The following is a 13,585-nucleotide window of genomic DNA, read 5'->3' on the forward strand; positions in this document are numbered from 1 at the left end:
CGGTGAGCTTATTGCCTGGGCATAACGAATGGGATTCCAAGTTTGAAAATTATTTTTAAAATTATGAAAAAATAAAGAAAATAATTTTTACACCCTCATCATAGACCAACCTTCGAGCGGAAGCAAGGACAAAAATCGCCAATACAGGCCAATCGCCCAAATTGTTCGACTCTTTCGCACCTTCCCCCTTGATCTTACATAAGATGAGTTGACTGTATCCCTTACCCTTGTTAGACCACACATACCCGGGCAAGGAGGGGTGACACCATTGAAGGGGACCGACCACAACAGTAAGTTCTTGTTAACCCACCGTGAACGCGAAGTTTTTGAATTGCTAGTGCAGGACAAAACGACTCGCGATATCGCCGGGCAGTTGTTTATTAGCGAAAAGACGGTGCGTAACCACATCTCCAATGTCATGCAAAAATTAAACGTCAAGGGCCGTTCGCAAGCTGTCGTTGAGTTGATAAAACTCGGTGAGTTGAAGATCTGACACCATGCCGGTTGCATGAACGAAAGCACAGCGAAAGCCTTCCTTCCCGTAGCAACGGGAGTGAGAAGGCTTTTTTGTGTTTTCCTTCCGGGAATCCGGTTATATTTGAGATTGGGAAAGGGCAGGCGCCGCCATTAAAAATAGAGATATGTTAAAATGTTCGTAGTTGGAATTGAATGTAGCGACGTCGTTTATCCGTGATCATGGAGTACAAATCTGCTGTTCGTTCTGTAGCTATTTTGTACAAATAGCCTGCACATGTCGGAGGTGAAATAAACGTGGGGTGGATGATCGGGATGGTGGCCGGAGCCGTTGTTGTCCTTCTTGTATTGGTACGGTTCAGGCGCAAGAAAAGCGGAAGTGATCGTAATGTTATCCATCTGAAAACAAAAACGCGAACCCGCAGCGGTCAGCATGGACAAGCGTGCAGTAAATGCCACCGCAAGCGCCAATTAATCTTTTACGCGGATGATTCCGGTGCGGTAAGAGGGCTGTGCACCGATTGTAAAAAAGAGCTTGAACGGCACCAGGAATTATATCCCGTATAGTGAGATGCACGGCGGTATACAAGAGGAAGTGCGAGGGGAAACTAATCCGCGCATCTCCTCTTTTTTTGAGTCATAAAGTACATATGCTTTGATGCTCTCCGAAAACGGCGAGGACTCCCTAACTTCAACAAGATTGTGTATAGTGAATAACAGTTCCAAATCGAAAGGGAGTGCAGAACTTGAACAGGTTTGGCAGGCTGAATACACTGCGGAATCAAATCTTCCTTGGATTTATGCTGGTGATGGTTATCGTATTGGCATTGGTCGGGGTTTTTGTATATGATCAGGTGTCGGCTTTGCTGCGCAACAGTGCGGAGAAGCATATTCAGCAGACGGCCGTTCAGGCCACCGGTAAGCTGGATGCGCTGCTCAAGCAGGTGGATACACTGACGGCCCAAGTCTCCACGAACGCAACGGTTCAGCGCTTTCTGGCGCAGGAGACCGCAGGTAAGCCGATTACATTCGGCGAACGGCAGTCCTTGCAGCAGGAGGTTCGTAAATATGAAGCCTACGCTACGGGCATCCGGTCGCTGGAGTTATATACGAAGGATTATCGGCGGCTGTTTCCGCTGGATGAAGGAAGTCTGACCAGCCGGGTTAGGGGCGATTGGATCGCTTCGGCAGACCAAGGCATGGGGAAGCTGGTATGGTTCGGTCAGGATCCCCGGGATCCGGATGTGGTGGTAGCGGTGCGGAGAATCCGGCTGATTGACCATTCCTTTGCCCACGGCGGGTACTTGCTTGTGAAGCTGGAGAAGGACTATTTTGCGCTGGCGGATTCAACTGGCGGCATGGGCAGCGATTCGCGTGAAACGATGGGACTGTTTGATCAGGCGGGGAATGAAATCTCGTCGGATTTTGCTACCCCGGTGGATTCGAAAGAGGTTTTGCACCGCGAAGGGGAGACGGTTACGGTCGGCCATGAAGACTACATTGCCGTACAGAAACAGTCTGAGGCAACGGGCTGGAACTTGGTCATCTTGACGCCTGTCGATTATACGACTGAGGGAATATCGGTGCTGCGAACCGCGATTATCGTATCCGGGGGCGTTGGCGCGCTGCTGTTTCTGATCTTAAGCTTTATTCTGACCACGATGATCATCCGACCGATTTTGAATCTGATTAAAGCCATGCGCGGCGTAAGGCTGGGGACGCTGAAGCCCATTGCCGTCACCTCGAAGACGATGGAGATCAACGAGCTTAACAATTCGTACAACCAGATGGTGGATTCGTTGAACGAATTAATCGAGGTCGTGTATCAGAAGGAGATCATTCAGAGCCGTACAGAACTTAAAGCGCTGCAGGCGCAGATCAATCCGCACTTTCTTTTTAACACATTGGAAGCGTTTTACTGGGCGCTGGATGATCAAGGCGAAGAAGAGCTGGCCCAAATCGTGGTCGCGATGTCCGGCTTATTCCGTTATGTCATTAACCGCAAAGACGAGGATGAGTGGGTATCGGTCAGGGACGAGCTGGATCATGCCGAACGTTATTTGATGATTATGAAAATGCGGATGCTAGACCGATTATCCTGGAAAATCGAGGCGGATGAAGCCAGCAAAAGCGTGCCGATTCCGAAGCTGCTGATACAGCCGATCGTGGAAAATGCGATCCTGCACGGGGTTGAGCAGCGTTTGGGGCCAGGCACCGTCATTGTAAGGGCAACCGCCTCCGATCACCCGGGATATACGGTCATTTCGATTACAGACGACGGTCCCGGAATGGACGAGCAGACGGTGGCCGCCCTATATTCCTCCATGGAAAAAGGATACGCGGAATCTTCTAAAAAAAGCGGTGTCGGCATTGCCAATGTAGAGCAAAGAATCCGGCTGTATTACGCTTCCGGGCAAGCCGGCCTGCGTATTCACAGCGTGGTGGGTCAGGGAACGACGATCTCATTTCAAATTCCGAATGATTTTCCGGCGAACGATGGGGAGGGAGAAAAACATGAAAACGATACTGATCGTGGACGATGAACCAAGAACGAGGGAAGGGGTAAGAAAGACCCTGGAGGCGTGGTCGTCGGGTCGCTGTAGAATCGTGACGGCTTCAAGCGGCGTAGAGGCGCTGGAGTGGCTGCGGCAGCAGGTGGCGCATCTGGTGGTGACAGATATCCGCATGCCGGAAATTGGGGGGCTGGAGCTGATTGAACGATTGCATGAACTGGAGCACCCGCCTGTCATTATCGTCATATCCGGCTATTCGGAATTCGATTATGCCCGCAAAGCGCTGCAATACGGCGTCGTGGATTACCTTCTGAAGCCGCTGGATAAGCGGAAGCTGGTAACCGCGGTCGAATCGGCCCTGGAACGCCGGGAAAAAATAGATCGGATTGAGCGGATGGAGAAACTGGTGGATCCCAAGCTGCTGGAGGCGGCACAGCACGATAAAGGCTACAGCATCCAGGTGCAGGAAGCGCTGAAGTACGTGGATCAGCATCTTCAGGAGCCGGTATCGCTTAAGGAAGTGGCCGAAGTGCTTCATTTGAACTCCAGTTATTTCAGCGTGTTGTTCAAAGAGCAGACCGGGCTCACCTTCAGCGAATATCTGACGCGCCGCAGGGTGCAGCGGGCCAAGGAGCTGCTGGCGGGCACATCGCTGCCTGTCGCGGATATTGCGGAGAAAGTAGGATACCAAACGGCGAAATATTTCGTGAAAGTGTTCCGTGACCTTGAGGAAGTAAGCCCGAGTCAATATCGCCATAGCGTATCCGATAGCGGAGAAGAAATCTAATAAAAGTGGAATTAGTCCCAATCATTATGACCTTATACTATCATCCCCTCACTGATAAAATTTGATTAAAGCGGTTTCAATACGCGAACAACATACTAGAAAAGGGGTTGTAAACGTGTTCAACAAAAAATGGACGGTTCTGCTTCTAACATTGTGTCTCGCTCTGGTTGCGGCTGGTTGTGGATCGAGCAACAGCAGCACGGGAGATGCAGGCAACAGCGGCAGCGAAGGCGATAAAGTTACGGTGAACTTCATGCACTTATGGCCGGCAGGCGTTTCTGCAGGACAGAACAAAATCGTGAATCAGATCATCGAAGAATATCAAAAAGAGAATCCGAACGTGACGATCAAACAGGAAGTTCTGGATAATGAGCAATACAAAAATAAATTGAAAGTGCTTTCCGCCTCGAACGAGCTTCCGGACGTAGGGGTGACCTGGGCAGCCGGATTCCTGAAACCATACGTGGAAGGCAGCCTGTTTGCACCAGTAGATGATTTGCTGGGCGGTCAGCTTAATGGCAAGTTCGTAGCCGGCACGACCGAAGCTTATGCGATTGACGGCAAAACGTATGCGCTTCCACTCGAATTTAATATCGCGCCGGTATACTATAACAAAGCGATATTCGAACAGCATAACCTGAAGGTGCCGCAAACCTACGAAGAATTCAAGAATGTCGTGAAAACGCTGTCCGATAACGGGATTGCTCCGATCGCACTGGGTAACAAGGATCGCTGGACCGGGTCACTCTGGTATATGTACCTGGCAGACCGAATCGGCGGACAAGAAACGCTGGCCAGCGCAATCAGCGGTTCGAGTTCCTTCAAGGATGAATCGCTTGTAAAGGCAGCTGCCGAGGTTCAATCGCTGGTGGATGGCAATGCGTTTGTCAAAGGGTTCAACGGCTTGTCCAACGAGGAAGCGAAATCCGAATTCCTGAACGGCAAAGCGGCCATGTACATGATGGGTACCTGGGAACTGCCGAACTTTACGACCAATGAAGAGATTCCGCAGGAATTCCGCGACAGCGTCGGGTTCTTCAAATTCCCGACGGTTGAAGGCGGCAAAGGCGATATAAACAGCTGGGTAGGCGGGCCGGGTGTCGGCTTGTTCATCGGAGAGAACTCCAAGGTGAAAGAAGAATCCAAGAAGTTCGTTGAGTATTTCGTAACCAAGTGGGGCGAGCAGTCCGTGACAGGCGCCGGCGTCATCCCGGCAACGAAGGTGGATACCTCGACGCTTGAGCTTCCGCAGCTGTACATCGATCTGTTTGATGAAATGAACCAAGCAAGCAGTATCACCCTGTTCGCGGATGTACAGATGGAGGCGAATGCCGCCGAGACACATCTGAACATGATCCAGGCGCTCTTCGGCAAAGCCGTGACCCCGGACAAATTCTCCGAAGAGCATGATGCAGCGATCTCCAAAGGGAACTAAGACTCTTTAGGACAACAAAGAAACGGGACCCTGGTTTATCCGGCAGCGATGCCGGATAAATCTTTCCTCTAGACCATATGGAGAAAGGAGTCGGACACTTTGGATAAAGTGATGTCCAACAAAAAAATCATCGCGCTGTATGTACTGCCTGCACTGCTTGTGATTATGGCCGTCGTCTATATTCCAATCCTATTGACGGCCTATTACGGACTGAACGAATGGAACGGTATCGGTGCAATGACCTTTATCGGACTCGATAACTACCAGGCATTGCTTAAGGACGGAAAGTTCTGGGATAGTGCATGGCACTCCCTGCTATTAGCCGTATTCTCGGCTGCAAGCCTGATTATCTATTTGGCCGTGGCGATGGTGCTGGCCTCCAAGATTAAAGGCGCCAACCTGTTCCGTAAAATTTATCTCATACCCATGCTGCTGTCCTCCGTTGCGATCGCGCAGCTGTGGCTCCGCATTTATCACCCGACGAACGGGATTGTAAACAGCTTTCTGGAATCCATCGGGATCACGAACCCGCCAGCATGGCTCGCTGAGCCGTCGCTTGTATTATTCGCATTGTTCATTCCGATTCTGTGGCAGTATGCCGGTTTTTATATCTTGATCTATTATGCAGCTCTGAAGAACATCCCGGCATCGCTGGTGGAAGCCGCCAAGATCGACGGGGCAACCTCTCTGCAAATTGCGTTCCGGATCAAGCTTCCGCTCATCATGGAAGTAATTAAGGTTACGATCGTGCTGGCGGTGGTAGGTTCCTTGAAATATTTCGACCTCATCTTTGTCATGACGGACGGGGGGCCTAACGGCGCGAGCGAAGTAATGGCGTCCTATATGTATCATACGGCTTTCCGCGCTTATGATTTCGGTTACGGCAGCGCGATCGGGTTCTTCCTGCTGGTGATCTGTCTGATCGTAACGTGGATCATACGGAAATTAACGGCATCAAAAGAAACGATCCAATATTCATAAGGAGGGATGCTTCATGATATCCGGAGCCACAGGACAGCTCCAAGACGGGCGCGCCCGGTCCGGCAACGGAGTGGGAGGCAAACTGGGTTACACACTGCTGTATGTCGTGCTGATCGGCGTGGCCGTATTCCAGCTGTTCCCGCTCGTATGGCTGCTGCTGTTCTCATTAAAAAACAATCAGGAAGTATTCGATCTTCCTCCGCTGTCCCTTCCGATGAATCCGCGTTGGGAGAATTACGAGAAGGTTTGGAGTGCCGGCAACATCAGCGTCTATTTTCTGAATAGCGTCTGGATCACCGTAGCAGCAACAGCGCTAACGGTCATATTGGGAAGTCTCGTTACCTTTGCGATTACGAGAATGAAATGGAAGGGCAGTTCCTTTGTCCTTGGCTTGTTCATGGTCGCCATGATGATTCCGGTTCATTCCACCTTGATCCCGCTGTTCAGCATGTTCAACAAGGTTGGCTTGACCGATCATCCAATATCTTTGATATTGTCGTATGTGGCATTCAATATGCCGATTACGATTATGATTCTGCTCGGGTTCTATTACACGCTGCCGAAGGAAGTGGAAGAAGCGGCGGTGATGGACGGCTGCTCGGTTCACCGGGTCTTCTTCCGGATCGTGCTGCCGATGACGGGCTCAGTCCTGGCGACGACAGCGATCATTAACATGATCTACAACTGGAACGAGTTTATTTTCGTGAATACGTTCATCAGCTCGGATATGTTCAAGACGCTTACCGTCGGCGTGCAAAACTTTATCGGACAATATACAACCGATTGGGGTGCAATCGGCGCAACCTTGATGATCAGTATTTTGCCAATTCTGCTGATGTTCCTGTTCCTCAGTGATCGTATCGTGGAAGGCATCGCTGCAGGTTCGGTGAAAGGTTAAGTTTCATAGAACTCATCCATTTCCGGATAAAAAAATATCGAGCCGCTTCAAGGAGACTTCTTGGAGCGGCTCGTTTGCTTTATACATCTCCATCTGCAGCACGGCTATCAGAAGAAGAAGCATCCCAAGGTTGGACCAACCTTTTGGGATGCCTCATAGAATGTAAGATTTAGCTCTGCATGTGACAGATTCAAGCCCCTGTCGTTAAACCCATCCCAATGCCCGGGCCACCTGAGCGACCAGGAAGGTAACGCCGATCGCGATTGCCGTTGGGATGGCAAAGGACAGGAACGTCCACTTCGCGCTTTTAGTCTCCTTCCAGATGTTGACGAGCGTGGTTCCGCAAGGATAGTGGAGCAGCGAGAACAGCATCATGTTCAGCGCAGTCAGCCAGGTCCAGCCTTGGTCCAGGAAGATTTGCTTGAGGGCAAACATATCGGTAACCTCGGTCAGGGAGCCTGTAGCCAAATATCCCATCAGCAGGATTGGCAGCACAATTTCATTTGCGGGAAGGCCGATGATAAAGGCCATTAGAATGAAGCCGTCGAGTCCGAGTGCGCGCGCAAACGGATCAAGGAATTCAACGAAATGAATCAGAATGCTGGAATCGCCAATATAGATGTTGGCAAGTACCCAGGTGAGCACGCCTGCAGGCGCCGCTACGATAATGGCTCTGCGCAGTACATAGATGGTTTTATCCAGGGTCGACCGGAGAATCGTATTCAGAATTTTCGGTTTACGGTATGGCGGCAGCTCCAGCGTGTAGTGGGAAGGAACGCCTTTCAAGGCCGTTTTGGATAATCCCCATGATACTGTGAGCGTTACAACGACACCGATCAGCACCATGCCCATAACCACGGAAGCCGTCACGAGCGTCTGGGTTCCTCCCGAAAAACCTGCAGCCATGAACAAGGAGGCCAGCAGGATCAGGGTCGGCCAGCGACCGTTGCAGGGCACGAAGTTGTTGGTCAGAATGGCGAGCATCCGCTCCCGCGGCGACTCGATGATCCGGGTCGACATAATGGCCGCCGCATTGCAGCCGAATCCCATCGCCATGGTGAGGGACTGCTTGCCGTGCGCGCCCGTTTTTTTGAACAGGCGATCCAGGTTAAAGGCTACCCGCGGCAAATAGCCATAGTTCTCGAGCAGCGCAAACGCCGGAAAGAAGATGGCCATGGGAGGCAGCATCACACTGACGACCCAGGCGGTACCCCGGAACAATCCGAGTATCAGCACGCCATGAAGCCAATCGGGGGCATGGAGGGCCTGAAAGGCCATCGTCAGGTAGCCTTCGATCCAGCCAAAGAAACTCGCCAGCAGGGAAGAAGGCACGTTAGCCCCTGCTATCGTTAAGTAAAAAATAACGCCGAGCATGGCCAGCATGATCGGAAATCCCCACAGCTTAGAGGTGAAGATGCGGTCCAAACGCTCGGAACGGTACAGAAGCTCCCGGTTGGTCACGGTGACGGCGTCACTGCACAGCTCGCGGGATTTTTTGAATAACTCGCCCACGATATCTTCCCGAACATCCTCTACCTGCTCAGCAGGAATGGCGGCTGTTAGAGCTTCCAAGCGCTTTAGCTGTTCCAAGTGAGATCCCCCCTTTATCCGAAGCCTTTAACCGGTCTTTCAGCGTCGCGATCAGCTTTTGGTCTCCATCGAGAAAGCGGATGGCCAGCCATCTGGCTGGATATTCGTCGCCGAAAATGTCTCTTAATTCGGACTCCAGGCTTAAAATTTGTGATTCCAGCTGTTCGTTATATTTCATCCGGTAAGGCGTAGTCGGAGTCTTCCCTGTGCACATCAGAAGCAACTGCTCGGACAGGGTATCCAGGCCTTCGTTGTTTCTGGCCGAAATCGGAATAACGGGAACACCGAGCTGATCCGCCAGCTTGCGTGCGTTAATCTTGATTCCTTTTTTCTTCGCTTCGTCCATCAGATTCAGGCAGACGATGACCTGGTCGGTCATTTCCAGCACTTGAAGCGCAAGGTTAAGGCTTCTTTCCAGCGCCGTAGAATCCAGAACCAGAAGGGTAACGTCCGGTTTCTCAAAAATAATATAATCGCGCGCCACTTCTTCATCGGCCGAATTGGAGAACAAAGAGTACGTCCCGGGCAGATCAATAAATTGGAAGCGGGCGTCTTTGTATTCGTAAAAGCCGCTTGCGAGACTGACCGTTTTGCCGGACCAGTTGCCGGTGTGCTGCTTCAGGCCGGTGAGGGCATTAAAAAGCGTGCTTTTGCCCGTGTTCGGGTTGCCGGCCAGCGCGACGGTAAAAGTTCTCATGATGACATCACCTTACCCCAGATTAACTGACTTTCTTCTTTCCTTAACGCAATGACGGTACCTGCTACTCTATAAGAGGTGGGGTCTCCGAGCGGGCTGGCTTTCAGCACTTCGATAACGGAGCCCGGAACGAATCCAAGGTCCAGAAGGCGCCGTTTATGCTCTCCGCGGATATCCACCTGTTCAATCAGAAACCGCTCGCCGAGCGCTGCCTGATGCAAATGCTGCCTATATTTTGTCTCATCCATAAAGTTTAACCTCTCCCTACTAAATTGGGCCGAGCATATATTGTTTCCTCGAAGCAACTTTATGCCTATAGTATGACCGAATGCGTGTATTGTCAACTGGATTCATTAGATATTTATGCCATTTTCATGCGGGCGTTTGACGATCAATCACCATTTTATGCTTGAAGAGAGAACAAGATACATGTTATATCTGTATATGAACAATTATTCATATAAATTGGAGTGATACCTATATGATATGGGACGTAATCGTTATCGGCGCGGGGCAGGCAGGACTGGCAGCCGGCTATTGGCTGCAGCAGGCAGGAATGAAGTTTCTGTTGTTGGATCGGGGGACGGAGGCGGGAGATGCATGGAAGACGAGATATGATTCCCTGAAGTTGTTTACGCCGCGGACTCATAGTGCATTGCATGGAATGAGGATAGAGGGGGATCCGGACGGGTTCCCGGATAAAGATGAGGTGGCTTCCTATCTGAAATCCTACGCAGCACGGTTTGAGCTGCCCATTCAGTTTGAGACGGATGTGAAGCGCGTTCGCAAGGAAGAAGACATGTTTAACATCGATACCCATCAGGGGGAATTTCATGCGAAGGCGTTGATTATCGCGACCGGACCGTTCCTGGAGCCGCGAATTCCGACGTTTGCAGCATCGGTTCCAGATGATATTCTCCAGCTGCACTCATCCGATTACAGGAGACCCTCCCAGCTTCAAGAGGGCGGCGTTCTAGTCGTTGGCGGCGGGAACAGCGGGGCGCAGATTGCGGTTGAACTGTCTGGTGATCGGGAAACGTATTTGGCTCTTGGTCAGCAGCCGCGGTATTTACCCATGACGGTTGGGGGAAAAGGGATGTTCTGGTGGTTGGACAAACTCGGCATTTTATCAGCCAGCGGGTCCTCCTGGGTGGGACGTAAGCTGAAGCGCCGGGGAGACCCGATTTTTGGATATGAATTGAAACAAGCGGTCAAGTGCGGTAAAGTGGTGTTGAAAAAGAGAGTCGTTGATGCCGGCGCTTCCGGCATGGGATTCGAGGATGGAACGGAGCTTAAGGTTCGGAATATAATCTGGGCGACCGGCTTTGTTCCCAGCTATGATTGGCTTCATGTGGATCAAGCGCTGGATCATAAGATGGCTGTTATTCATACACGCGGAATTAGTCCGGTGAAAGGGCTCTATTATGTAGGTTTGCCTTGGCAGACGCATCGGGGCTCCGCACTCTTGGCAGGAGTTTCACGGGATGCCCGCGAAATCGTTCAAGCCATTATGGAGAAGAGGGGATTAGTTTATGGAAAAAGAGCACCATGAGCTGCTGCACGAAGACCAGGCCATGGAAGCGTCACGACTGCTGAAGGCCATTTCAGATCCGACGCGGATCCGGATTCTTCATTTGCTCTCGCAGGAAGAATGCCCGGTCGGCCATATTGCCGAGGTGCTTGGCATGAGTCAGTCGGCGGTATCCCACCAGCTTGGCTATCTGCGCAGTTTAAGACTGGTCAAATACCGCAGGGACGGAAATACATATTTTTACACGTATGAAGATGAGCATGTCATCGGGATCTTGCGGCAGGTGCTGGACCATATCGCACATTAGAAATGCCTGACCTATTCATGCTTGACATTCCGATCGTCCGGCTGTAATGTATTGGAAAATGAAATTCCCGTGAATAACGATCATCAAGGACATGAGGATGCAAGATTCAGTGAGACAGAAAAGAAGCCCCTGGCTGAAAGGCTTCCACCCGCTAGGCTGCGTCCTTCCTACCTTGTAGTTGCCCGCTGTGAACAAGCGGCGCCGGTTCGGCCCGTTACCGCCTTATGAAGCATCTTGCAAGGAGCATCTTTTGCGTCCGGCAGGATGGAATCAGGGTGGTACCACGAGCACATTCGTCCCTAGGAGCGAATGTGCTCTTTTTGCGCTCAGGCAGGTTCATTCATGGATATGAGAAGGAGTATGTGGAAGATGCGGCAAAGCCAATTATTGATGACAACGATGCGGGATGTGCCTTCCGAGGCGGAGGCACTGAGCCATCAATGGATGCTCCGCGGCGGCTATATCCGTCAAACGGCGGCAGGAATCTATTCGTATCTGCCGCTGGGATGGAGGGTCCTGCGCAAGATCGAAGCCATTATTCGGCAGGAAATGGATGCCGCAGGCGGGCAGGAGATGCTCATGCCGGCTGTCCAGCCCGCCGAGCTGTGGAAGGAATCGGGCAGGTACGATGTTTACGGTTCGGAACTCATCAGGCTGCATGACCGCCATAACCGGGAGTTCGTGCTTGGACCTACCCATGAAGAAGTGATGACGTCCATCGTTCGCCAAGAGATTTCTTCGTACCGGAAGCTGCCGGTCAACCTGTACCAAATTCAGAGCAAATACCGGGATGAGCGGCGTCCGCGTTTCGGTCTGCTGCGGGGTCGTGAATTCCTGATGAAGGATGCGTATTCCTTTGACCGGGACTGGGAGGGCCTGGATGTGTCTTACCGGAACATGTATGAAACGTATGAACGAATCTTTAAGCGCTGCGGACTGACGTTCCGGGCGGTGGAAGCGGATGCGGGTGCCATTGGCGGGCAAGGGGAAACCCATGAGTTTATGGCACTGGCGGATATCGGCGAGGATACCGTAGTTTCGTGCAGCGATTGCAGTTATGCGGCAAATCTGGAGCGTGCGGAGTCTGCGGTCCCGGCTGAGCAGGCTGATATGAAGTTCGTGGCGGCTGACGGTCATTCTGCCATAGAGCAGATATTTACGCCGAATGTGAAGAGCATTCAGGAACTGACAGACTTTCTTCAGGTCGATCCGCAAGAATTGATCAAGACGCTGATTTACCATGTAGACGGAGAACGGGTTGCGGTGCTTGTCCGCGGAGACCGCGAAGCGAACGAGGCCAAGGTGAAGTCTTACCTAGAAGCGGAACTCGTTGAATTGGCGAGTGCTGAAGAGGTGATGCTGGCGACGGGCGCCCCAGTCGGGTTTGCGGGACCGGTAGGTCTAACCCTAAAAATATGGGTCGACTACGAAGTAGCAGCTATGGCAGAGGGGATCACCGGTGCCAACCAGGGAGATACCCATCTGAAGGGAGTTCGCCCAGGACATGATTTTTCGCTGGAGCACACCGGCGACTTCCGGAATGTAACCGAAGGAGAGCCTTGTCCGCGCTGCGGAGCGCCGCTCCAGTTTCATCGCGGAATTGAGCTTGGACATGTGTTCAAGCTGGGTACGAAATACAGTGACGCCATGAACGGCATGTACCTGGATTCCGACGGGCGGGAGAAACCGCTGATTATGGGCTGTTACGGGATTGGCGTCTCCCGCGTTATGGCCGCCATCGCCGAGCAGCGCATCTCAAATGAACGCCTGATCTGGCCGATGTCCGTCGCTCCGTTCAAGGTGCACATTATCCCGGTTGCGGTTAAGGATGAGGCCCAGATGAAATTGGCTGAACATATCTACAGCGAACTGAACAAGGCTGGTCTGGAGCCGTTGTTGGATGATCGGGACGAACGGGCCGGCGTCAAGTTCAAGGATGCCGACCTTGCCGGCGCTCCGCTGCGTCTGATCGTTGGCCGCGGAGCGGCTAACGGAGAGGTCGAATGGATGGGCGAGGACGGAATCAAGTTCAACCTGTCTGCTGAGGAAGCCATCCAGCGCTCACGCGAGGAGGTAGCCCGGCAGCTGGAGTGAATGCTATGGAGCCATTCAGTTTGGAGCGGCTGTTCATGCAGCCGATCTACGCTTTATGATGAACGAGCACGAAGCAGCGGAGCGGACGAATCGATTCCGGAAAAGCGGCAGCGGTCGCCTTTGCCCTCGGATTTTTACAATGGATAAATACAGTAAGGAAAATCCGAGGGCAACAGCGATTGGAGGAACGATACGTACGTGCAGCGTCCTCTAATGAAACATAGTAGTACTCTCATTTCAATCCTCTCACCAACATCAGCGCAGCCTTGTATACATAT

Annotated in this window: 13 protein-coding genes; 10 read left to right on the forward strand and 3 right to left on the reverse strand. The window is 51.9% G+C overall.

Features of this window, described 5'->3' with window-relative positions:
- The first annotated feature begins 268 nt into the window (after nucleotides 1-268).
- The 7 genes from OHJ21_RS27505 (at nucleotide 269) to OHJ21_RS27535 (ending at nucleotide 7,088) form a co-directional block, all read left to right on the forward strand.
- Nucleotides 269-493 carry a helix-turn-helix domain-containing protein gene (locus OHJ21_RS27505; protein WP_006208732.1) on the forward strand — a complete coding sequence of 75 codons (225 nt, stop codon included), beginning with the start codon at nucleotides 269-271 and terminating at the stop codon, nucleotides 491-493.
- Nucleotides 494-780: 287 nt separating this feature from the next.
- Complete coding sequence (locus tag OHJ21_RS27510; RefSeq protein WP_326115574.1) at nucleotides 781-1,041, forward strand: hypothetical protein; 261 nt, start codon at nucleotides 781-783, stop codon at nucleotides 1,039-1,041.
- A gap of 179 nt (nucleotides 1,042-1,220) precedes the next feature.
- On the forward strand, nucleotides 1,221-3,017 hold the full coding sequence (locus OHJ21_RS27515) for a cache domain-containing sensor histidine kinase (RefSeq protein ID WP_326119835.1): 1,797 nt from the start codon (nucleotides 1,221-1,223) through the stop codon (nucleotides 3,015-3,017).
- Complete coding sequence (locus OHJ21_RS27520) at nucleotides 2,989-3,774, forward strand: response regulator transcription factor (protein WP_100540766.1); 786 nt, start codon at nucleotides 2,989-2,991, stop codon at nucleotides 3,772-3,774. The genes OHJ21_RS27515 and OHJ21_RS27520 overlap by 29 nt, the downstream gene beginning before the upstream one ends.
- 115 nt (nucleotides 3,775-3,889) lie before the next feature.
- Complete coding sequence (locus tag OHJ21_RS27525) at nucleotides 3,890-5,209, forward strand: extracellular solute-binding protein (RefSeq protein ID WP_486021650.1); 1,320 nt, start codon at nucleotides 3,890-3,892, stop codon at nucleotides 5,207-5,209.
- A gap of 99 nt (nucleotides 5,210-5,308) precedes the next feature.
- A complete protein-coding gene (locus OHJ21_RS27530) occupies nucleotides 5,309-6,190 on the forward strand; it encodes a carbohydrate ABC transporter permease (protein WP_127589556.1) in 882 nt (293 codons plus the stop codon).
- 13 nt (nucleotides 6,191-6,203) lie between these two features.
- The gene (locus OHJ21_RS27535; RefSeq protein ID WP_100540769.1) at nucleotides 6,204-7,088 is read left to right on the forward strand and encodes a carbohydrate ABC transporter permease; all 885 of its coding nucleotides are present in this window, start codon (nucleotides 6,204-6,206) and stop codon (nucleotides 7,086-7,088) included.
- Between the two features lie 204 nt (nucleotides 7,089-7,292).
- Here OHJ21_RS27535 and OHJ21_RS27540 read toward each other — a convergent pair whose 3' ends face one another.
- Genes OHJ21_RS27540 through OHJ21_RS27550 form a run of 3 tightly spaced genes read right to left on the reverse strand, consistent with a single transcriptional unit; the run spans nucleotide 7,293 to nucleotide 9,623 of the window.
- Complete coding sequence (locus OHJ21_RS27540; protein WP_394058432.1) at nucleotides 7,293-8,678, reverse strand: nucleoside recognition domain-containing protein; 1,386 nt, start codon at nucleotides 8,676-8,678, stop codon at nucleotides 7,293-7,295.
- Entirely contained in the window at nucleotides 8,629-9,375 is a 747-nt protein-coding gene (locus tag OHJ21_RS27545; RefSeq protein WP_394058430.1) for a FeoB small GTPase domain-containing protein, read from the reverse strand. Before OHJ21_RS27545 ends, OHJ21_RS27540 begins: the two co-directional genes overlap by 50 nt.
- A complete protein-coding gene (locus tag OHJ21_RS27550; RefSeq protein WP_127589552.1) occupies nucleotides 9,372-9,623 on the reverse strand; it encodes a FeoA family protein in 252 nt (83 codons plus the stop codon). Before OHJ21_RS27550 ends, OHJ21_RS27545 begins: the two co-directional genes overlap by 4 nt.
- A gap of 233 nt (nucleotides 9,624-9,856) precedes the next feature.
- Between OHJ21_RS27550 and OHJ21_RS27555 the strand changes: the two genes are divergently transcribed.
- The 3 genes from OHJ21_RS27555 (at nucleotide 9,857) to OHJ21_RS27565 (ending at nucleotide 13,307) form a co-directional block, all read left to right on the forward strand.
- The gene (locus tag OHJ21_RS27555; protein ID WP_486021653.1) at nucleotides 9,857-10,927 is read left to right on the forward strand and encodes a flavin-containing monooxygenase; all 1,071 of its coding nucleotides are present in this window, start codon (nucleotides 9,857-9,859) and stop codon (nucleotides 10,925-10,927) included.
- Nucleotides 10,908-11,213: an ArsR/SmtB family transcription factor gene (locus tag OHJ21_RS27560; RefSeq protein ID WP_100540774.1), complete on the forward strand. Its 306-nt coding sequence runs from the start codon at nucleotides 10,908-10,910 to the stop codon at nucleotides 11,211-11,213. Before OHJ21_RS27555 ends, OHJ21_RS27560 begins: the two co-directional genes overlap by 20 nt.
- A 369-nt stretch (nucleotides 11,214-11,582) precedes the next feature.
- Complete coding sequence (locus OHJ21_RS27565) at nucleotides 11,583-13,307, forward strand: proline--tRNA ligase (RefSeq protein WP_326115361.1); 1,725 nt, start codon at nucleotides 11,583-11,585, stop codon at nucleotides 13,305-13,307.
- The last annotated feature ends 278 nt before the right edge of the window (nucleotides 13,308-13,585 follow it).

This window comes from Virgibacillus sp. LDC1, from assembly GCF_025792345.1.
Lineage (GTDB): Bacteria > Bacillota > Bacilli > Paenibacillales > Paenibacillaceae > Paenibacillus_AQ > Paenibacillus_AQ lautus.

Coding starts and splice junctions, on each gene's coding strand:
- OHJ21_RS27510 (WP_326115574.1), top strand. CDS start 781: ATGATCGGGATGGTGGCCGGAGCCGTTGTTGTCCTTCTTGTATTGGTA.
- OHJ21_RS27520 (WP_100540766.1), top strand. CDS start 2,989: ATGAAAACGATACTGATCGTGGACGATGAACCAAGAACGAGGGAAGGG.
- OHJ21_RS27535 (WP_100540769.1), top strand. CDS start 6,204: ATGATATCCGGAGCCACAGGACAGCTCCAAGACGGGCGCGCCCGGTCC.
- OHJ21_RS27545 (WP_394058430.1), bottom strand. CDS start 9,375: ATGAGAACTTTTACCGTCGCGCTGGCCGGCAACCCGAACACGGGCAAA.
- OHJ21_RS27550 (WP_127589552.1), bottom strand. CDS start 9,623: ATGGATGAGACAAAATATAGGCAGCATTTGCATCAGGCAGCGCTCGGC.
- OHJ21_RS27555 (WP_486021653.1), top strand. CDS start 9,857: ATGATATGGGACGTAATCGTTATCGGCGCGGGGCAGGCAGGACTGGCA.
- OHJ21_RS27560 (WP_100540774.1), top strand. CDS start 10,908: ATGGAAAAAGAGCACCATGAGCTGCTGCACGAAGACCAGGCCATGGAA.
- OHJ21_RS27565 (WP_326115361.1), top strand. CDS start 11,583: ATGCGGCAAAGCCAATTATTGATGACAACGATGCGGGATGTGCCTTCC.